Raw genomic sequence first — 18,934 nt, 5'->3', positions numbered from 1 at the left:
GGATTCGCAAATTATTCAGAGAATAGGAAATTGATTTTTAATTCATACTTAATTTTAAAATATGAGCGATAAATTAATCATAGCGCAGTCGAGAAGGTCAACACTGGATCTTTTGCTTCCAATGGCTAATCGGCATGGTCTTATTGCTGGGGCGACTGGCACAGGTAAGACGGTGACTTTACAGGTTCTGGCAGAACAATTCTCCCGCGTAGGTATTCCTGTGTTCATGGCAGATATCAAAGGAGATCTATCAGGACTGAGTCAGCCTGGCGGAGGTAACATAAAAGTAGAAGCGCGAGCTAAGGAGCTCGGTTTAGCATCCATCGAATATGCTGACAATCCAGTGATTTATTGGGATGTTTTTGGTCAGAAAGGGCATCCCTTGCGCGCTACGATTTCAGATGTGGGACCTGTGCTACTTGCGCGCATACTTAACCTCAATGATACCCAAACTGGGGTATTAACAGCGGTCTTTAAAGTTGCGGATGATCAGGGTTGGTTATTACTCGATCTGAAGGATTTGCGTGCTATGTTGCAGTATGCTTCGCAGAATGCTCAAAAGCTTGCAGCTCAATATGGCAATATCTCAGCCGCATCTGTGGGTGCGATCCAGCGAGGATTATTGCAATTGGAGCATGAAGGGGGCGAGCATCTCTTTGGAGAGCCGATGCTGAATTTTGCAGATCTCTTGCAAACGAATGCAGATGGAAGAGGAGTGATCAGTATTTTGTCAGCCGAGACTCTGCATAATACGCCACGTCTTTATGCCACTTTATTGCTCTGGCTGCTTTCAGAGTTATATGAGAATCTCCCTGAGGTGGGAGATCTGGATAAACCCAAGCTGGTATTTTTTTTCGATGAAGCCCATTTATTATTTAATGATGCGCCTAGAGTGTTGTTAAACAAAATCGAGCAGGTGGTGCGATTAATTCGCTCGAAAGCAGTGGGTATTTATTTTGTTAGTCAAAATCCACTGGATATTCCTGACGTCATACTTGGACAGCTTGGGAATCGTGTTCAGCATGCATTGCGGGCATTTACTCCTAAAGATCAAAAAGCAGTCAAATCGGCTGCACAAACATTTCGTCCTAACCCGCAAATCGATGTTGAAGCAGCGATTACAGAGCTGGCCGTAGGTGATGCCTTGATTTCTTTTCTGGATGAGAAAGGGCGCCCTCAGCCAGTTGAAATAGGTAAAATTTTTCCACCCATGAGTCGTCTCGGCCCTGTAACAGATCTGGAGCGGCAAAAAATAATTCGTAAGTCAAGCATTTCTGGATACTATGAGGAAATTATTGATCGTGAGTCAGCCTATGAAATTCTGAAAGATCAAGTCGAAAAGAAAACTGGCAAGGAAATGCAGCCAGAAGGCGATCCTGGATTTGACTGGCGTGACATACTCGGCAAGAAAGAGGTCAGCAAACGTTCTGGACGCCAACCTCAGGGAATCATAGAATCAATGGCGAGAAGTGCTGCCCGAACCGTAGGCACTGAGATCGGTCGACAGATCATGCGCGGCATACTTGGCTCCATACTGGGTAAGACCCGTCGCTGATTACAAAACATGTCTTGTGTGATGGAGAGCTTCCCAACGGATTAGGATGATTAATAATATATTTTTCTACTGTAATTGTTTTCTTCGAATAAAAAAGGGCATCTACTGACGCCCTTTTTGTTTTGCTATAGACTTGTTTAGAAGTCGTGGCGTAGACCTACTGAATAAACATTACGATCCCCATCTTGTCCAATCGCGGCAAGATTTCTGTCTTTTACCCAGACACGCTGATAACCACCAAACAGACTGGAGCGTCTGCTCAGGCTATGAATGACACCTGCGGTAATGTTTTCCACATCTTTTGAACCAGCTCCACCACTAAGGCTGTAGGCATGAGCCATACCACCTTGTGCGATAAGCATGGTATTACCGATTGTGTAATCGACACCTGCGAACCAGAGATAACCATCGCCATTAGCATTCATGGCGGAGTTACATTGCCCGCGGCCATCAAGGCTCAGTGAGCCGACAGCATTCCCGAAAGCAGCAGCGGTAGTACAAGTGGCAGCACCGCCTAACGGATTAGCATTGTTAACATATTCATATTGACCACGGACACGCAGATCGGCAAAAGAAATCAGTGCACCACCACGCCAGATTTCTTCGTCATTGAGTACACCGCCTAAACTTTTCATCCGATTGCTGACATTGTCACGTGAATAACCACCGAAGATGTCGAGACCAAGTGCATCGAACTGGTTACTATATTTACCTGCAACCTGGAAGTCCCATTCACCATCTTCACCACCAGAATTGGCACCAGTGAATGGTTGGCCAATAGCGAGTGGATCAAGAACGCCAGGAGTAAATCCTGCTGAGGTTGGATCCGATCTGGACGGATCCAGTTTTCTGGCATCACCCGGCATCAACATAGCTGACATTTGAAACCCTTCAACTACAGGTGAATCGTAGCGTGCTGCACTGTTGACAAAGCTGTTGTCACCTGATCCTAAACCATTTTGTGAGGCAACCATCAGACCACCGCTACCATTAGCATGGAGGCTGGTGTAGGAGAAAGGATCAATCGTGTGACCGCCGGCAAAATCCTTGAAGGGTGATTGAACTCGACCGAATTTCACTTCACCCCACTGATTGCTGCCAAGACCGACCCATTGTTCACGAGCGCTATCAGATCTGCCGGAACCAGGGTTAAAAGAGAACTCTACGCGGCCCATTGCTCTGAAGCCCATTCCAAGATCTTCTGCTACTTGCAGACCCCAGCGTGATTGGGCTGCATCATCAAGTACGCCTGTTTGAGCGCCATTGCCCTTGGTATCAACTGTGGCATACTCAGCTTGCACTCGACCAAAAATGGTGACATGGGTGCCTTGTGCTGAGGCCATCAGTGGAGCTGCAAGTGCACCAGCCACTCCCAGCGCAATTAGTTTCTTTTTCATGTGAAACTCTCCTTTAAAATTAAAAAGACGGGGGTTGTTATGCTGAAAACCTATTAAACTTTGTTTTTATTTAACTTCTCATTATCCAGACCTTCCGAACTGGAAAGGTTAGGTAAATTGTGCCCAACATAAATTAGGGGCGCAACTAAAAACAATTAAATTTTCGATTTTAAGCAACATTATGTTGCTTTTGTACAACAGAGAAATTATTTTGTAAAATTGTTTTAAAAAAAATATTTAAAAACAACTTTATTTGCTTGTTTATTGCACCAAATAGTACCTTTATCCAATCGATGCAGTAATGAACATTTTGGTGCTCGAAACTCGAAACAAAAAGTTGTGCATGACCAATATTAAGTTGTTAAATGATTTCTGTACATATTATGGAGTACGCTGTAGCTGGCGGTGCAAGGTTGGAAGATTCGGAAATATTCTGTGTAAAACCGAAAGTTACTCCATTTCCAAATCAAACATGACGCGAAGGTGCACCGCAGACAATATCAATAATACGGCAAGGTGAAGCCGACAAAGTTAGTTTTGATTTAGCAATGGAATCCCTTTGAAAAATCCTGCTAACTTGAACAAAATTGAATTACCAAACGATACATGTGTGAATACTATTGCCGGTTTTTGAAACGGTCTATTTCACGCCGATCACGTTTGGTGGGCCTGCCTTTGGTATAAAATTGCTGTGACTGGATTTTAGTTTGCTCAGCCAGCACTTCGCGTGCTTTACGGCTTGCCTCAGTTTCCTGATAGAGTTGTTGCGCCTCTGATGCTGGCCCCCGTCTATTCGATAATGCTAGCACTTTGATTTCGTATTGATAATGCGCAATCCGAATAGTGAGCATATCGCCTATTGCTACAATCTTGGCTGGTTTGACCCGCGCACCATTAATGTATACTTTCCCGCGTTCTATTGCTTCTGCTGCTAAAGAGCGTGTCTTAAAAAAACGGGCAGCATATAGCCATTTATCAATGCGGAATTTTTCGACATCATTTTGTGGCATCATTGTTTTGTTATCTCAACCAATTGGCAATTATCTGAAAAGTACCCGCACAATAAGAAAAGCTCGTCAAAACGGTAATTCCAATCAGATTGAGCTTTAAGCTGGTATCTATCATTTGGTAAATGGTTACGAAACTAGGGTATACGATTGCGTTCGACGTTGTAGTTGCTATAAGTGATCACTAGTACATCGAATCTAGGCAATAAAATCATAATAGTAGCAATATCGGGCGCAAATTTTGTCAAAAAATTGCAAATACAATCAATCGCGATATGAAAATATCAACCCAGAGATTGTTTGGATTCCATACACTGACACTTAACCATCTCGCAACACCAGTTTTTTTAATTGTAGTCTCAAGGCTTAAGCCAGCACCAAATAACAAAAGCATCATAAGCAATTTTATTTGCACTTTCCCAAGTCAGTAAAATTGCTGATTTTTCTTGCATGCTGCCTTGGTGGGATGATGAACATCCATGCCGCTTCCCAATTGCAAATGATTAAATTCTGGCCTTAATTTCATGCTGGTATACCGATAAATAAATATCCTAGATGAGCATGAATAAGGATAGGGTGACAATATTTGAATAGCAATTGGTAAAGAAGGCAAAATTACAGGATTATTATATAATTAATAAATGGTTTAAATTCCAGAACGAATGCTTGCAGCTTGCTAATTAAATGTCTGTGCTGGATTTTCCATTTCTACTATCCTGCGTGATACAAATATTCCAGAATAATATTTCTGAGTATGATTTTAAGCAGTAAACTTAATGACTATAGGGATCTGTTATTTGTTACGTATCAAAAGAATAGTATTTTTATTTCCTATTTCACGCTGCATATACTTATGCGATTTTTTATAGCTTTTACAAAACCATAATGCCTCTCTGGAGATTAAAATGGCAGTAGCTGATGTTTTAAAGAAAATTCAAGACCATGAAGTTAAATTTGTTGATCTGCGTTTTACTGATACTAACGGTAAGGAACATCATGTAACCGTTCCTGCTCATGCTTTTACTGCAGACAAATTTGAGGATGGGCATGCATTTGATGGCTCTTCTATTGGGGGCTGGAAGGGAATTCATGCTTCGGATATGTTACTCATGCCTGATCCTGACACAGCTACGATGGATCCGTTTATGGATGAAGCGACTTTGTTCCTTGCCTGTGATGTGGTTGATCCTTCTGACGGGCAAGGTTATATCCGTGATCCCCGTTCATTAGCAAAGCGTGGTGAAGTCTACCTTAAATCTACAGGGATCGGTGATATTGCTTATTTTGGCCCAGAGCTCGAGTTTTTTATTTTTGATTCTGTACGTTGGCATACTAATATGGCAGGGTGTTTTCTAGAAATCGAATCAGAGGAAGCTGCCTGGAGTTCGAAGAAGAAATATGAAAATGGCAATATTGGACATCGGCCTACTGTCAAAGGCGGATATTTTCCTGTACCGCCAGTTGATTCGCTCCATGATATTCGTTCTGCGATGTGTCTCGTTCTGGAAGAGATGGGCATTAGCGTTGAGGTTCATCATCATGAAGTCGCTAATGCAGGCCAATGTGAAATTGGTACTCGATTTAATAGTTTAGTCAAGCGTGCAGACTGGAACCAGATGCTCAAATACGTCGTGCACAATGTTGCCCATTCCTATGGTAAAACGGCTACATTTATGCCAAAACCTATCGTGGGTGATAATGGTTCTGGTATGCATGTTCATCAATCAATCTGGAAAGATGGAAAGAACCTGTTCTCTGGAAATGGTTATGCTGGAATGTCTGAAACAGCGCTATATTATATTGGGGGTGTTATCAAGCATGCAAAGGCACTGAATGCGATTACCAATCCTGGCACCAATTCGTACAAAAGGCTCGTTGCTGGTTTTGAAGCACCTGTCAATATTGCCTATTCTGCTAGTAATCGTTCTGCTGCTGTGCGTATTCCTCATGCCAGCAATCCTAAGCAGCGACGTATTGAAATCCGTTTTCCTGATCCAATCGCCAATCCCTATTTAGCATTTACTGCATTGTTGATGGCTGGGCTTGATGGTATTCAGAATAAAATTCATCCTGGCGACCCCATGGATAAAAATCTTTATGACCTCCCTCCCGAAGAAGCCTCTAAAGTTCCGGGGACTTGTAATTCCTTAGAGGAAGCGCTGGAGAATCTGGATAAGGACCGTGAATTTCTTACTCGAGGTGGTGTATTCTCCAATGATATGATTGATGCATACATTACATTAAAAATAGAAGAGGCGATGCTTTATCGGATTAATACGCATCCTGTTGAGTTCTCAATGTATTACAGTTTGTAAATAAAAGTCGAATTTGAGGCGTTTATTAATTTATTGCCTAAGCATCATTTGATTGAAAATTTAATTAATTTTAATTTTTTCAGTCGGGAGATGGCTATGCGGCAAAAAAATTTTGTCATTGCTTCATTGTTGGCAGTTTTATTCACTATTACGACTCATGCAGTAGCAGGTATTTATAAACTTGTAGATGAAAATGGTCATATAACCTATACCAATACACCAGTTAAAGGTGGACAGAAGCTCCAGACTAACTCATCAGAAACGAGAATCGTCGCCAAAGCCATGACAAGGGCGCCTTTGACTATAGGAGGGTTTCCAAAAGTAACGGATAGTCAACAGAAAAAGCGAGATGTTCATCGTCGTCAAATTCTTGAGAGTGAATTGGCTTCAGAAACCAAACATTTGGTAGAGATACAGCAAGCTTTAAATGAAGCTATAAAAAATATGAGGTCAGCTGAGCCTCATCATACCCAATTGTTGTCTGATACCCATATTTCAGAAAATGAAAATATAAAGAAGCTACGTAATCAAATTAGCTTGCATGAAAGAAATATCATGGCACTACGAGCTGAGCTAGGAAATCTCTAACTATTGATAGAACGTAGATGTTGTTTTCATGAAAATTGCAAATTTTTTATTGGTATTGCTTTCTACTTATAGCTTGCTGTGTATGGCTCAGTCAGGAATATACAAGCATGTAAATCAAGACGGTCAGACCCTCTATTCTAATACTAAAATGAGAGGGGCTAACGAGATTGACTTGCCCGAAATAATAGTATTGCCAGCAAGTCGTTATAGCCCAGTAAATTTAGCTATAAAAAAAGGTGCATCTTTGCCCGAGCCCAATAAAACTACCGATAAAAAGAGCAATCAAGGAGTAAAACAAGCATCTATGACTGAGACCGCTCATCAAGATTCTTCTGATAAAAATGTGAGTCAACTGAGTAATCAGGAACGGTTGCACCAAGTCAATGAAGAAATTGCTCTTTACGAAGAGAGTATCGAAGCGCTTGAGGTTGAACTTTATAATTTAAAACAAGAATATTAAGAATCATATAGGATGGAGAATGTTTAAAGATAGAACGATCTGTGTTTAGTATTGCTTCGTTTATTTTTGATTCGATATTGTTCTGTTTTGGAATAATACCTGATCAAAGTCTATGAAAGTGTTAGAACTCAAAATTCCACCCATCATCATAATGGCGCTTATTGGGGTCATTATGTGGTTCGTTGCCACTCTTGTTCCTCAGTTAGTACTAGTAATTCCTGGGCAATTCATCTTAGCCGCTATTGCTGGCTTTACCAGCATTGCGTTAATTCTGGCAGGTGCTATAGCGTTTAGATTAGCAGGAACAACCGTTAATCCGATGCAGCCGAGTAACACATCGTCTATTGTGACTAGAGGCATCTATAAAATAAGCCGAAATCCAATGTATGCTGGTTTTTTACTGCTACTTTTATCATGGGCTTTGTTACTGTCGAATATAGTTTCTTTTGCAGGATTACCTGTTTTTGTTTGGTATATGAATCGTTTTCAGATCATTCCGGAAGAGCAGGCGTTGATTGCTAAGTTTGGGGCTGAATATATTGCTTATGCGAAGAATGTGCGCAGGTGGCTATGAATTCTGCTTCTTATTGTTCGTCCTCCTTATCATTCCATTTCCAAATCAAAATAAAAAATGAGACCGTTAAACGTTCATTTTTACTTATTACGGGAATTTGGCTGGCTCAATGGTTGTCAATATGTTCTAGATGTAATTGATAACATAGAGGGCATTCAGTACATTTTATTTAGATGCGGAAAGAATGGTGCAAATGGATGTTTTTATCCAGATTAAAACCACTCATTCATGGAGAAACCGATCATGGAGCAGCCAGCCGAATTAAAGTTCGAATTACCTGATAACGTTATTGCGCTGATCCCCATGCGCAACGTGGTGTTATTTCCACATGTTCTCATGCCGATTGCTGTCGGGCGCGACAAGTCAATCGCCACAATCGAGTATGCATTGCAAACGAATGCCCCGATCGGTATCGTATTACAACGAGATGCTTCAGTGGATAATCCTGAGTTAAATGATCTATGTCTGGTTGGTACTATTGCCAAGATTGTACGCCATATCTCTGCGACTGATGGTATGCAGCATATTGTGTGTCAGGGAATGGAGCGTTTCCAAATCAAGGAATTAATTGAGGAGTATCCTTTTCTAGCTGCTCGGATTAGCCGTATCGAAGAAATTTCTCAACCATCTACTCAAACTGAAGCACTCGCTGTGCAACTGCGCGAGCGCGCAACCGAAATTTTGTCGTTATTACCAGGAATTCCTGCAGAGCTTGGGCATGCTCTGCAGACAACTCGTGCGCCTGCACAACTTGCCGACATTATAGCCAGTTTGCTTGATACAGAAATTAGTGAAAAGCAAATGCTGCTTGAAACGATTGATATCGAAGAACGGTTACAAAAAGTTCTTAAACTTTTGGCACACCGGATTGAGGTATTAAGGTTATCGAGAGAAATTAGCGAGCGTACCAAGGAGCAAATGGAAGATCGCGAACGCAAGTTTTTATTGCGGGAGCAATTAAAAGCGATTCAGAAAGAATTGGGTGAGGATGGGGATCATGGGCAGGAAATTGCCCAACTCGATGAAGCGATCACAAAAGCGGGGATGCCTCCTGAGATCGAAGTGCAGACTCGCAAAGAGCTTAACCGGTTGCAGCGTATGCCAACTGCCTCAAGCGAATACTCAATGCTCCATACTTATTTGGAATGGATGACTGAGTTACCTTGGCGATTACCGGAAGAAGCGCCGATTGATCTCAATCTTGCTCGGGAAATTTTAGAAGCTGATCATTTTGGGTTGGAGCGCGTCAAGCAACGTATAATCGAGTTTCTGGCCGTTCAGAAATTAAAACCGCACGGCCGAGCGCCGATTCTTTGCTTTGTAGGCCCACCTGGGGTGGGAAAAACTTCGCTCGGTCAAAGTATTGCCCGTGCTCTACAGCGATCGTTCGTTCGAGTGTCGCTCGGAGGTATTCATGATGAAGCAGAAATGCGTGGTCACCGGCGTACTTATGTGGGGGCAATGCCAGGTAATATCGTGCAGGGCATACGTAAGGCAGGAGCGCGCAATTGTGTCATGATGCTCGACGAAATCGATAAGATGACTGTGAGCATACATGGAGATCCAGCGGCAGCACTGCTTGAGATCCTGGATCCAGAGCAAAACTCAACTTTCCGGGATAATTATCTTGGCGTTCCATTTGATTTAAGTCGCGTGATTTTTATTGCTACTGCCAATGTAATCGATCAGGTTTCTCCACCGGTACGTGACCGCATGGAGATTATTGATCTGCCCGGTTACACGCGGGAGGAAAAACTTCAAATCGCATTACGTTATTTGCTACACCGCCAGCAAGAAGCCAATGGTTTGCACCCACATCAATGTGAGCTAACAGTTGCAGCGTTGGATAGCCTCATTGCCAACTATACGCGCGAAGCGGGGGTACGCCAGCTCGAACGTGAGATTGGCCGAATCATGCGTTATACTGCTTTACGTATTGCAGAAGATGCGCAACTTCAAGTGCGTGTCGATGCATCTGATTTGGATACCATACTCGGGCCGGCTAAATATGAACATGAAACTGCGGCACGTACCAGTTTACCGGGCGTGTCTACTGGGCTAGCATGGACACCAGTAGGGGGTGATATCCTGTTTATTGAAGCTACCCGAGTAAGTGGCAGCGGGCGGCTAATTCTGACAGGGCAACTGGGTGATGTCATGAAGGAAAGTGCCCAAGCAGCACTAACGCTCGTAAAAGCGCGCGCTAATGAACTGGATATTCCCGTATCCATGTTTGAAGGGATCGATGTGCACCTACACGTCCCGGCAGGAGCTATTCCAAAGGATGGGCCGAGTGCGGGAGTAGCCATGTTTATTGCGCTTGCCTCATTGTTTACCAATCGACCGGTACATCATGAAGTGGCGATGACAGGTGAAATTAGCTTGCGTGGATTGGTGTTGCCCGTTGGGGGCATTAAGGAGAAAGTGCTGGCTGCACAAAGAGCAGGTTTGCAAACAGTACTGCTGCCGGTACGTAATCAGAAAGATTTGCATGATGTGCCAGAAACAGCGAAATCAGCTATGCAGTATATTTATTTAGAAACAGTTGATGACGCGGTTCAGGCAGCATTATGTCAGCCGAACTATTCCACTGTGCCAGAATTCAAACTTGTTTGAACCTGAAGCCAATTTTAGTTTGAATGAAAGTAATTCATGCCTTGGACTGCTGAGCATTGCCCGCCAGCTATGCAAAATTTACCGCTGTCAGTCCGGCTGAAAGCCATCGATATTGCCAATGCTCTATTGGCGGACGGGATGGAGGAGGATCGTTCAATCCGTATTGCTATTGCCAAAGCTAAACAATGATTTTATCGCGACTCTAATCGATCCGGTTGAACGGAAATTATGAGCAGTTTGCAGTAACTGCTAGCCGAGAAAAGCAGGGACTTTTACCGCAGGATCTGCTTCAATATAGTTCATATTTTCTGAGTTAGTGAAGTACTTTTGTTTGCTTTATCTGAAATGATACTGAAGATTGTTAAGGCATCTGCATAACCCTGAAATTTTGCTGTTGTGGGAGGAACTTTCCACATGACAGATTTACTTTTTTTGGGGGGCGAAAGCATTCTTCTCTCAGTTCATCCTAAAGGTGTTCCGGCGGATTTAAACCAGGTGAATACATCCCCGGCAGGAATAGTAGAATACCTCTACTCTGGCAATTCGATGCCATCTAGATAGCAGATATCCATTCCATTATCATTACGACAGCTTGATCTTGATTTTGCTTAAGTGGGCAATAGTGAATGCATATTAACAGCATAATACCGCTATATTCACGCTAAAGCTCAGAGTTTCCAAACAGCTTCTCAGTCTAAGCTAGAAAAAAATCTCTTCTTGTTATTACAACACTCAGCAAAATATTTTTTATATGGAAAGGATATGTCTGCTTATGCTTCTTATGCCCTGTTGCCTTCACGCTAGTGGTGGGTAATCATGGTAGTCGTTGTGGGCATTGCCTGTTATGTCGCACAAGTGTTTTTCACCCTACCCGATATTCGTTCCCTTCGGACTAACAAATCCTGCGTCGACCGCATTTATCGATATGCGTGCCGCTGAGGCGCAGCATAAGGGCATAATAAAGCGACACATTCAGTACGGGGTTCCGTACGAACAGATATCTCCTCATCTGAAACATGCGGTACTTGCGGCGCAGGATGCCACTTTTTTTTCGCGTGAAGGTGTCGATTTCGGTAAGCTGCTTAATTACGTTGAAATGAACTGGAAGAAAAAGGAACTGACGAACCAGGGGGTACGACCCTTACACAGCAGTTAGCCAAGAACCTTTATTCTTCGCCTTCGGAAAATCAGTTCTTCAAGTTGCGTGAGCTCTTCATCGTCCAGCAGCTCGAAACTGAGCTTAGCAAGCATCGTATTTTTGAGATCTACCTGAATGTGATCGAATGGGGCGACGGTATTTGGGGCGCAGAAGCAGCAGCCAGGATGTATTTCAGAATCCCTGCCTCGAAACTAAACCGAGAGCAGGCGGCTTTGCTAGCCGCAGCTATCGCCAATTCAAGACTCCCTGCCAATCCATCGAAAAGATTGTTGCGTCGCCAGCAATTCATCCTCGATCGCATGGATAATGTTGAACTGCCATATCCATAGCCCAGAGGGGCACAATATACCCTGAAACCCACAAGAATTAACACCCAGACCAAAGTGGCATAAAGAAGAGGTCTGCGTCGATTCTCCTTCATAAAATTACAAATCAATAAGGTCGTCATCTATTCGGTAGCAGACGTGGTTGCGATACAAGAAGATCATTGACATCTGAGATGACCAGTTTGTCAATGTTGTAATTCCATTTCTAAATCAAAAGTTAATTATTAATTGTGTCAAGTAATTGAAATTACATCGATAAAAAATTCAATAAATACACTTTAGATTTAAAAATGGAATAACGTATACTGTCGAGAGGAGTGTTCGGCGCATTCGAACGATACCAATATAGCATAACCAGATAAGAATGATTCAGAATATATAGAATTTGAAGAGCATCTCAACGGTTAGTTGTTCAATGAAAAACTGACAAAACTGCGTCTCGATCTGCAATGAGAGGCAAAAAAATAGGCTGGATAAACCCTTTTGATAGGGATGCTTTGGTTGTTGCTCAAGAATCCTGACAATCTGGATAACATGCACAATGAGCATCAACATCTGGATGAGGCACTCAAGCTCAATAAATCCTTGGCAAAGACCTATTACATGAAAGAAAAATTACGCAATATCTGGCCCCAGCCGAATTAAACCTCGGCTCAGAAAGCACTTGATGAGTGGGTAAAAAAGCAGCTGCTTCTAATATGAATATGTTCCAAGCAATTCTTTAACAGCATTGATGCTCATTGGTCAGGCATTCTTGCCTATTTCGACCGCATCTTCTTCCCTAACCGTCATTTACCTATCGTCTCTTCAGTCGTTTACTTAGTTAACGGGAAAGGTATACAGGAGTCTTTTATTTTTAATGTTTGACTAAGATCAATGTTGTGCATAGTTATAACGGGTACTATCCTCATCGTAGTTTAAGAAACAATTTAATTATTTGCTTACGTTAAAGGAATTTAACATGAGAGTTCAATACATAGCTGCAATGATAACAATACTAATGTTAGTTGGTTGCGGCAAACCATCAGCACCAGAGACACCTGATCCTTCGGCGTACGGGAAAACTATTCAGCCTTTCCATCAAATACCAACAGATGCTCAGGAAGGTGGAGGTAAAGCCAGATCCACAGAAGAGAAATCAAATTACTAAAGATTCATGAGTGGATTCATGAGTGTTCTATAGTTTCAGGTCTTGTGCGAGACTGAAGCTATAGAACACAGTTGTTGTTTGCTTGGCTATTGCAGTTAATTCCCTCGCATGAACATCTTGTCAAGCTCTGCCAGACTAAGTGCGAACCAGGTGGGTCTGCCATGATTGCATTGATCTGAGCGTTCGGTTGCTTCCATTTCGCGCAGCAGTGCATTCATTTCTGGAATTGTTAATTGTCGATTGGCACGGACAGAGCCATGGCAAGCCATGGTAGCCAAGAGTTCGTTACGTCTACTGGTTAATATCTGACTGCCTCCAAACTCACGAATTTCAGCTAATACATCGCGTGTAAGCTTGACTATATCGGCATCTTTCAGCACTGCTGATACTGCTCGTATAATTAACGAGGTGGGAGAAAGAATAGCTATTTCAAAACCTAGCTCATTTAAAACAGTATAGTTGTCTTCAACTGTAGCGACATCTAATCGATCAGCCTGAAAGGTAACTGGAATTAGCAGCGGTTGCATGGATAATGATCGTTGATCAAGCGCTGATTTGAGTTTTTCATAAACCACGCGCTCGTGAGCAGCATGCATATCTACAATGATAAGACCTTGCTCATTTTGTGCCAGAATATAAACCCCGAGCAATTGTCCTAATGCAAAGCCTAACGGTGGAATTGGCTGCGTGGGCTGAATAGGTGGATTACCAGGATCCATTTTCAGCAAATCCGGTTTGTCACCATATAAGGTTGGATAAAAAGTTGAGGATTGTGCAACGCTTGTAAGCGGTAAATTTATTTGTCGTGAATAGGTTATTGGAAGACGCTTAGGGTTATCGGTTACTTGGGTAACGATAGCAGGAGGTATTTGAGAATCTGCTTGACGGTGAGGTGAGGCCAATACTTTGTTGATACTGTGGAAAACAAATTGATGGATAGCGCGCGCATCACGGAAACGCACTTCTGCTTTGGCTGGATGCACGTTAACATCTACATTTTGAGGATTGATTTGAAGATAGAGCACAAAAGCGGGGTGCCGATCCAGATGGAGCACATCGCGATAGGCTTCACGTAAAGCATGGGAAATCAGCTTGTCCCTCACGTAGCGGCCGTTGACATAAAAATATTGCAAGTCACGAGCTGAACGCGAATAAGTTGGCAATGCGACCATGCCTTGCAAGCTGATATCATTTGCCTGCTCAGAAACCAGTACGGCACTTTGACTAAATTCTTTTCCTAGAACAGCTGTAATACGCTGAAGGATATCGACCGCATATAAGTGATGTCGTGTCTTATTGTTGTGTTGCAAATTGAATGCAATATGGGCATGGGAAAGAGCGATACGCCGGAATACTTCTTCACAATGTGCAAATTCAGTAGCTTCTGTTTTCAGAAATTTACGACGTGCTGGCAAATTAAAAAAAAGATCACGCACTTCCAGAGTAGTGCCAATGTCACGCGCTGTCGGTTCTGGACGGGTAACTTGCCCTCCTTCAGCCTGAATATGCCAGGCATGTTTGTCGCCTGATTGATAACTCATTAACAATAATCGAGAGACAGCTCCGATACTTGCGAGTGCTTCGCCACGAAAACCTAAACTGGCTATTTTGTGTAAATCTTCCTGGGCGCTGATTTTGCTGGTGGCATGGCGTGCTAACGCAAGAGGCAGGTCCATTCCGGAAATTCCTTTTCCATTATCAGCTACGCGGATCAGGTTAAGGCCGCCTTGCATAATTTGGACAGTAATTTCTGTTGCACCAGCATCTATACTGTTTTCTAGTATTTCTTTCAGTACCGAGGCGGGCCGCTCGATGACTTCTCCTGCAGCGATCTGATTGATGAGCACATCCGGAAGCAACTTGATTACATTCATATAAAAATAAAATGAGTATTCATAGCCATTATTTTGCCTTAAAGTTATGATACTCTTGCGAGGGTATCACATACTAATTTTACTGAAATCGAAAAGGCAAAAATTTCTGGTTCTAGGTTGAAATCGTGCAATCTTCTATTAATCGTGCAATCTTCTATTGAGAAATGGGAGTTATAGCCAGAACTGTTAAGTGCTACTCAGGAAACAATGTAGTTATTGTCTAAATATTCAGTTAATACTATTCTGATGGTTGACTATTACTTGATATCGACATAGGAGCACCATGACACAAGATGAGCAAAAGCGTGCGGCTGCACAGGCCGCCATTCAATATGTCCCGATTGGGGCTGTAATCGGGGTTGGAACCGGTTCTACTGCAAATTATTTTATCGATGAGCTTGCTAAAATCAAACATAAAATTGAAGGTGCAGTTGCCAGCTCCGAGGCAACTGCACAACGTTTGCACAAGCATGGAATAGATGTATTAGATCTTAACACAGTTGCAGATTTGCCTGTTTATGTCGATGGTGCAGATGAAATTACTAAGCATTTGCATATGATCAAAGGTGGCGGCGGCGCTTTGACCAGAGAAAAAATTGTTGCAGCGGTAGCCAGAAAATTCATATGCATCACTGACCAGAGTAAATTAGTCAATATCTTGGGTAGTTTTCCACTTCCAGTAGAAGTTATTCCAATGGCGCGCAGTTATGTGGCTCGTGAAATTACCTTGCTGGGTGGTCATCCAGCGCTGCGTCAGGGGTTTACTACCGATAATGGTAACGTTATTTTGGATATACATGGTCTACAAATCCTGAACCCGGTTGAGCTGGAAACGACGCTTAACCAAATAACAGGAGTGATCACTAACGGATTGTTTGCCAGAAAAGGTGCCAATGTTTTGTTGCTAGGCACAGATGCTGGTGTTGAAACAATTACTGTTGGCTAGTTGAGACCTATAATAAAAATATTATTGATGACATAAATAATAGTTTCATCTGACTTGGCTGAGGGTGCAATATGGCTATTAAAGAACATATTTCAAAACGGTTTGATGCAGATCTGGAAGAAGTGCGAACCCGTGTGTTACAAATGGGTGGATTTGTTGAAGAACAAATTGAACGGGCAATAGATGCCTTAACAGAAGGCAATGAAACTATCATTGACCAGGTCATTGACAATGACCACCGTGTCAATGCCATGGAAGTATCCATTGATGAGATATGTAGTCAGATTATTGCCCTTAGACAACCCACAGCGAGTGATTTACGTATGATTATGACGGTAATCAAGACCATCACTGACTTGGAACGAATCGGTGATGAAGCTGCAAAAATCGCTCGCATGGCGCGGCTCATTTATTCAACTGATCGCTTACATGCGCCACGTTTTGTGGAAGTTAAACACGTTGCTCAAATTGCTTCGGGTATGTTGCACCAAGCGCTGGATGCTTTTGCCCGCTTGGATCTGAACGCTGCTGCACGCATAGTACGCCAGGACGAGCTGGTTGATGAAGAATTTCGTGCTATTCTTCGGCAGCTCATCACGTTTATGATGGAAGATCCGCGTAAAATTTCTACCTCACTGGAAATTCTTTTTGTGGCAAAAGCGATCGAACGTATTGGTGATCATGCAAAAAACATGTCTGAGTATGTGGTTTATATGGTCAAAGGCAAGGATGTTCGCCATGTTACTGTTGAGGAAATTGAACGCGAAGTAAGAGGGTAAATCATTTGTGTAATTTAGCCATGCCTAACATTTAGGCAGAGGGTTATGCGCGAATATCCAACGCTTGCTGCAGTTGATCTTGGCTCCAACAGCTTCCACCTTCAAGTGGCGCGTGTGGTGGGCAAACAGCTTTATCCATTAGATAGCTTAAAGGAAATGGTTCGGCTGGCTGCCGGACTGGCGCATGACAGAAAGCTGGACGAAGCATGCCAGCTGCGTGCCCTGGATTGTTTAAAACGCTTTAGTGAGCGTCTAAGAGGTTTTCCAACTCATGCTGTGCGTGTGGTGGGTACAAACTCACTTCGTGTTGCCAAAAATGCTGCAGAGTTCCTGGTAAGAGCAGAGGCTGTATTGGGATTTCCCATCGAGATCATTGGCGGCCATGAAGAAGCACGTCTTATTTATCTGGGGGTCGCACACAGCCTGCCAGCTTCCGATAATAACCGGCTGATCATCGATATCGGCGGTGGCTCCACCGAATTTATTATTGGCACGCGCCTGGAACCCAATAAACTGGAAAGCCTTTATATGGGCTGTGTCAGCCATAGTTTGCGCTTTTTCCCGGATGGGAAGATTAGTAAGGGTATCATGAAAAGGGCTGAGCTTGCAGCGCAAACTGAGATACAGAGTATTACAACAGAATTCTCAGCTGATCAATGGCAAGAAGTGTATGGTTCTTCTGGAACAGCGCGTGCATTAGACCGTATTCTTAGATTGAATAACTTTAATGGTGATAAAAGAGAAGGGATTACACTGGCAGGTTTGGAAGCATTTCGTGAATACCTTCTAAAAGTGGGTGATATCAGAAAGATTGCCATTGCCGGTTTACATCCCGATCGTGCACCTGTAATTGCAGGTGGCTTTGCCATCATGTTTGCTGCCTTCAAGGAATTGGGCATTCCACGTATGCTGCTTGCGACAGGCGCACTGCGGCAGGGCGTGCTCTACGATATGCTTGGCCGCGTTCATAATGAAGATATGCGAGAAGTGTCCGTGCGGCAATTTATGCAACGTTACCGTATTGATTCTGTCCAAGCCGCACGCATAGAATCGCTGTCTTTAGCGCTGGGGAAGCAACTCCTGGCTAATTATCCTGATGAGGAAACAGTAGAAGATGCCTTGCATTTATTGTCCTGGGCAGCACGCCTGCATGAGGTTGGCATTTCGGTCGCCCATTCTGGCTATCATAAACATTCTGCTTATATCCTTGGGAATGCAGATATACCGGGTTTTTCCAAAATGGAGCAGATGCAGCTCAGTCAGCTTGTACTCGCTCATCAGGGATCTCTGACCAAAGTCAGTGAATTTCTGAGCAATTTTATTAGTCTGGCTCAATCGATAGCGCTGCGCTTAGCGACCATTTTCTACCGCAGCCGCATGAATATTGAATTACCTCCCATGAGAATACAAGCAGGCAGTGGAATCTGTAAGCTATTTATTTCGCAAGCATGGTTAGAGCGCAATCCGTTAACTGAAACTTTACTCAATGCAGAAATTGATGCTTGGGCAGCGCTGAAAATTAATTTTTGTATTCAAGGTACTTCCGCAAAGGAGGACTTTGTTTGAGTCTTTTTAGAGAGGATGCTGAGCACAATTAACGTTGCCAACAATCTGATGCGGTTAATGATGGATTACCGCTGACGCCTTTGATGCCCGTATGCGTTAATGTCAGCGTGGCACAGGCATCATTAGCCATCGAACCTGTTGGAACAGCTTCCAGTGTATAGCTATTTTGTGTCAAGGTGTCTGGTGAAAACCGGATGGTATATTTTGCTGTACCAGTCTTGGGAGACTGGGTAACGGGTAAAGTAAAACTGGTTGTGTCGCTTTTCAGGTCATACCGATTCGCCTCAGTAAAATTACGTTCCAGTAACTGCGCCATCTCCAGCAGAATACCTTTGGCTTCTGCACGATTGGTACGACGAACATGCTCTTGATAGGAAGGCAGTGCAATTGCCGCCAGAATACCAATCACTGCTATAACGATCATTATTTCGATCAAGGTAAAACCCAATAATCTTTTTCTCGGCTGGATTGTGCTAGTCATTTGTCCCATTCCTGTATCCTAATCAGATGTTATTCTATTTCCAAATCAAAACTGACTTGGTTGGCTTCACCTTGCCGTATGATTGATACTTCTGCGGCTTGCCTTCGCGTCATTTTTGATTTGGAAATGGAATTAAATGAT

The 18,934-nt window shown here is 43.0% G+C and carries 18 protein-coding genes; 14 read left to right on the top strand and 4 right to left on the bottom strand.

Annotated features, from left to right (window positions below):
• The first annotated feature begins 61 nt into the window (after positions 1–61).
• Positions 62–1,555, top strand: coding sequence for a helicase HerA-like domain-containing protein (locus AAW31_RS18190; RefSeq protein ID WP_046851320.1), 1,494 nt, complete (start codon positions 62–64; stop codon positions 1,553–1,555).
• 137 nt (positions 1,556–1,692) lie between these two features.
• Here the strand turns inward: AAW31_RS18190 and AAW31_RS18185 are convergent, their stop codons facing one another.
• On the bottom strand, positions 1,693–2,952 hold the full coding sequence (locus tag AAW31_RS18185; RefSeq protein ID WP_046851319.1) for a porin: 1,260 nt from the start codon (positions 2,950–2,952) through the stop codon (positions 1,693–1,695).
• Positions 2,953–3,569: 617 nt separating this feature from the next.
• A complete protein-coding gene (locus AAW31_RS18180) occupies positions 3,570–3,965 on the bottom strand; it encodes an RNA-binding S4 domain-containing protein (RefSeq protein WP_046851318.1) in 396 nt (131 codons plus the stop codon).
• A gap of 899 nt (positions 3,966–4,864) precedes the next feature.
• Here AAW31_RS18180 and glnA point away from each other — a divergent pair.
• The 10 genes from glnA to AAW31_RS18145 all read left to right on the top strand — a co-directional run bounded on the left by glnA (position 4,865) and on the right by AAW31_RS18145 (position 13,147).
• Entirely contained in the window at positions 4,865–6,274 is a 1,410-nt protein-coding gene (glnA, locus tag AAW31_RS18175; protein WP_046851317.1) for a type I glutamate--ammonia ligase, read from the top strand.
• A gap of 33 nt (positions 6,275–6,307) precedes the next feature.
• Positions 6,308–6,862 (top strand): DUF4124 domain-containing protein, encoded by a 555-nt coding sequence (locus AAW31_RS18170; protein ID WP_052752355.1) that lies wholly within the window; start codon positions 6,308–6,310, stop codon positions 6,860–6,862.
• Positions 6,863–6,890: 28 nt separating this feature from the next.
• Positions 6,891–7,322 (top strand): hypothetical protein, encoded by a 432-nt coding sequence (locus AAW31_RS18165; protein ID WP_046851316.1) that lies wholly within the window; start codon positions 6,891–6,893, stop codon positions 7,320–7,322.
• A 112-nt stretch (positions 7,323–7,434) separates the two neighbouring features.
• Complete coding sequence (locus tag AAW31_RS18160) at positions 7,435–7,896, top strand: methyltransferase family protein (protein WP_046851315.1); 462 nt, start codon at positions 7,435–7,437, stop codon at positions 7,894–7,896.
• Positions 7,897–8,124: 228 nt separating this feature from the next.
• A complete protein-coding gene (gene lon / locus AAW31_RS18155; protein WP_235264420.1) occupies positions 8,125–10,512 on the top strand; it encodes an endopeptidase La in 2,388 nt (795 codons plus the stop codon).
• A gap of 36 nt (positions 10,513–10,548) precedes the next feature.
• Positions 10,549–10,701: a DUF2188 domain-containing protein gene (locus AAW31_RS22400; RefSeq protein ID WP_187426878.1), complete on the top strand. Its 153-nt coding sequence runs from the start codon at positions 10,549–10,551 to the stop codon at positions 10,699–10,701.
• Between the two features lie 655 nt (positions 10,702–11,356).
• Positions 11,357–11,668 carry a transglycosylase domain-containing protein gene (locus AAW31_RS19315; protein ID WP_052752354.1) on the top strand — a complete coding sequence of 104 codons (312 nt, stop codon included), beginning with the start codon at positions 11,357–11,359 and terminating at the stop codon, positions 11,666–11,668.
• A complete protein-coding gene (locus tag AAW31_RS19310) occupies positions 11,614–12,000 on the top strand; it encodes a biosynthetic peptidoglycan transglycosylase (protein ID WP_082110519.1) in 387 nt (128 codons plus the stop codon). Before AAW31_RS19315 ends, AAW31_RS19310 begins: the two co-directional genes overlap by 55 nt.
• 489 nt (positions 12,001–12,489) lie before the next feature.
• Positions 12,490–12,642: a DesA/ISL3 alpha bundle tail domain-containing protein gene (locus tag AAW31_RS20245; RefSeq protein ID WP_082110518.1), complete on the top strand. Its 153-nt coding sequence runs from the start codon at positions 12,490–12,492 to the stop codon at positions 12,640–12,642.
• Positions 12,643–12,958: 316 nt separating this feature from the next.
• On the top strand, positions 12,959–13,147 hold the full coding sequence (locus AAW31_RS18145; RefSeq protein WP_046851313.1) for a hypothetical protein: 189 nt from the start codon (positions 12,959–12,961) through the stop codon (positions 13,145–13,147).
• A gap of 95 nt (positions 13,148–13,242) precedes the next feature.
• Here the strand turns inward: AAW31_RS18145 and mutL are convergent, their stop codons facing one another.
• Positions 13,243–15,021, bottom strand: coding sequence for a DNA mismatch repair endonuclease MutL (gene mutL, locus AAW31_RS18140; RefSeq protein WP_046851312.1), 1,779 nt, complete (start codon positions 15,019–15,021; stop codon positions 13,243–13,245).
• A gap of 283 nt (positions 15,022–15,304) precedes the next feature.
• Between mutL and rpiA the strand changes: the two genes are divergently transcribed.
• The 3 genes from rpiA to ppx all read left to right on the top strand — a co-directional run bounded on the left by rpiA (position 15,305) and on the right by ppx (position 18,312).
• Positions 15,305–15,967 carry a ribose-5-phosphate isomerase RpiA gene (gene rpiA, locus AAW31_RS18135; RefSeq protein WP_046851311.1) on the top strand — a complete coding sequence of 221 codons (663 nt, stop codon included), beginning with the start codon at positions 15,305–15,307 and terminating at the stop codon, positions 15,965–15,967.
• Positions 15,968–16,038: 71 nt separating this feature from the next.
• Positions 16,039–16,746: a phosphate signaling complex protein PhoU gene (phoU, locus tag AAW31_RS18130; protein WP_046851310.1), complete on the top strand. Its 708-nt coding sequence runs from the start codon at positions 16,039–16,041 to the stop codon at positions 16,744–16,746.
• Between the two features lie 45 nt (positions 16,747–16,791).
• Complete coding sequence (gene ppx, locus AAW31_RS18125; protein WP_046851309.1) at positions 16,792–18,312, top strand: exopolyphosphatase; 1,521 nt, start codon at positions 16,792–16,794, stop codon at positions 18,310–18,312.
• A gap of 28 nt (positions 18,313–18,340) precedes the next feature.
• Here the strand turns inward: ppx and AAW31_RS18120 are convergent, their stop codons facing one another.
• Positions 18,341–18,793, bottom strand: a complete 453-nt coding sequence (locus AAW31_RS18120; RefSeq protein ID WP_046851951.1) for a type IV pilin protein — start codon at positions 18,791–18,793, stop codon at positions 18,341–18,343.
• Positions 18,794–18,934: the final 141 nt, after the last annotated feature.

This window comes from Nitrosomonas communis (genome assembly GCF_001007935.1).
Classification (GTDB): Bacteria; Pseudomonadota; Gammaproteobacteria; order Burkholderiales; family Nitrosomonadaceae; genus Nitrosomonas; species Nitrosomonas communis.
This window is presented reverse-complemented; position numbering and strand designations above follow the sequence as displayed.

What these genes read in the sequence shown, in the direction of transcription:
- AAW31_RS20245 (WP_082110518.1), top strand. Translation starts at nt 12,490, where the DNA reads ATGCTTTGGTTGTTGCTCAAGAATCCTGACAATCTGGATAACATGCAC.
- AAW31_RS19315 (WP_052752354.1), top strand. Translation starts at nt 11,357, where the DNA reads ATGTCGCACAAGTGTTTTTCACCCTACCCGATATTCGTTCCCTTCGGA.
- AAW31_RS18120 (WP_046851951.1), bottom strand. Translation starts at nt 18,793, where the DNA reads ATGACTAGCACAATCCAGCCGAGAAAAAGATTATTGGGTTTTACCTTG.
- glnA (WP_046851317.1), top strand. Translation starts at nt 4,865, where the DNA reads ATGGCAGTAGCTGATGTTTTAAAGAAAATTCAAGACCATGAAGTTAAA.
- AAW31_RS22400 (WP_187426878.1), top strand. Translation starts at nt 10,549, where the DNA reads ATGCCTTGGACTGCTGAGCATTGCCCGCCAGCTATGCAAAATTTACCG.
- AAW31_RS18160 (WP_046851315.1), top strand. Translation starts at nt 7,435, where the DNA reads ATGAAAGTGTTAGAACTCAAAATTCCACCCATCATCATAATGGCGCTT.
- AAW31_RS18165 (WP_046851316.1), top strand. Translation starts at nt 6,891, where the DNA reads ATGAAAATTGCAAATTTTTTATTGGTATTGCTTTCTACTTATAGCTTG.
- ppx (WP_046851309.1), top strand. Translation starts at nt 16,792, where the DNA reads ATGCGCGAATATCCAACGCTTGCTGCAGTTGATCTTGGCTCCAACAGC.
- rpiA (WP_046851311.1), top strand. Translation starts at nt 15,305, where the DNA reads ATGACACAAGATGAGCAAAAGCGTGCGGCTGCACAGGCCGCCATTCAA.
- AAW31_RS18185 (WP_046851319.1), bottom strand. Translation starts at nt 2,952, where the DNA reads ATGAAAAAGAAACTAATTGCGCTGGGAGTGGCTGGTGCACTTGCAGCT.
- AAW31_RS18145 (WP_046851313.1), top strand. Translation starts at nt 12,959, where the DNA reads ATGAGAGTTCAATACATAGCTGCAATGATAACAATACTAATGTTAGTT.
- phoU (WP_046851310.1), top strand. Translation starts at nt 16,039, where the DNA reads ATGGCTATTAAAGAACATATTTCAAAACGGTTTGATGCAGATCTGGAA.
- AAW31_RS18190 (WP_046851320.1), top strand. Translation starts at nt 62, where the DNA reads ATGAGCGATAAATTAATCATAGCGCAGTCGAGAAGGTCAACACTGGAT.
- mutL (WP_046851312.1), bottom strand. Translation starts at nt 15,021, where the DNA reads ATGAATGTAATCAAGTTGCTTCCGGATGTGCTCATCAATCAGATCGCT.
- lon (WP_235264420.1), top strand. Translation starts at nt 8,125, where the DNA reads ATGGAGAAACCGATCATGGAGCAGCCAGCCGAATTAAAGTTCGAATTA.
- AAW31_RS18180 (WP_046851318.1), bottom strand. Translation starts at nt 3,965, where the DNA reads ATGATGCCACAAAATGATGTCGAAAAATTCCGCATTGATAAATGGCTA.